Origin of the sequence: Klebsiella sp. 10-1 (assembly GCF_009758445.1) — a bacterium.
Taxonomy (GTDB): Bacteria; Pseudomonadota; Gammaproteobacteria; order Enterobacterales; family Enterobacteriaceae; genus Klebsiella; species Klebsiella scottii.
In genome coordinates, this window is the sequence record NZ_WQRE01000012.1 from 84,233 (window position 1) to 84,725 (window position 493).

The window sequence follows — 493 nt, forward strand, 5'->3', positions numbered from 1 at the left end:
AAAGTGACATGGATTCTTAACGTCCTCGGACGAAAAATGAATACCAAGTCTCTGAGTGAACATACGTAATTCATTACGAAGTTTAATTCACGAGCATCAAACTTAAATTGAAGAGTTTGATCATGGCTCAGATTGAACGCTGGCGGCAGGCCTAACACATGCAAGTCGAACGGTAGCACAGAGAGCTTGCTCTCGGGTGACGAGTGGCGGACGGGTGAGTAATGTCTGGGAAACTGCCTGATGGAGGGGGATAACTACTGGAAACGGTAGCTAATACCGCATAACGTCGCAAGACCAAAGTGGGGGACCTTCGGGCCTCATGCCATCAGATGTGCCCAGATGGGATTAGCTTGTAGGTGAGGTAACGGCTCACCTAGGCGACGATCCCTAGCTGGTCTGAGAGGATGACCAGCCACACTGGAACTGAGACACGGTCCAGACTCCTACGGGAGGCAGCAGTGGGGAATATTGCACAATGGGCGCAAGCCTGATG

1 rRNA gene is annotated in these 493 nt (G+C 51.1%); it reads left to right on the plus strand.

The features are described 5' to 3' along the window. Positions 1-104: 104 nt before the first annotated feature. A 16S ribosomal RNA gene (locus tag GO007_RS26780) occupies positions 105-493 on the plus strand; the annotation flags it as partial.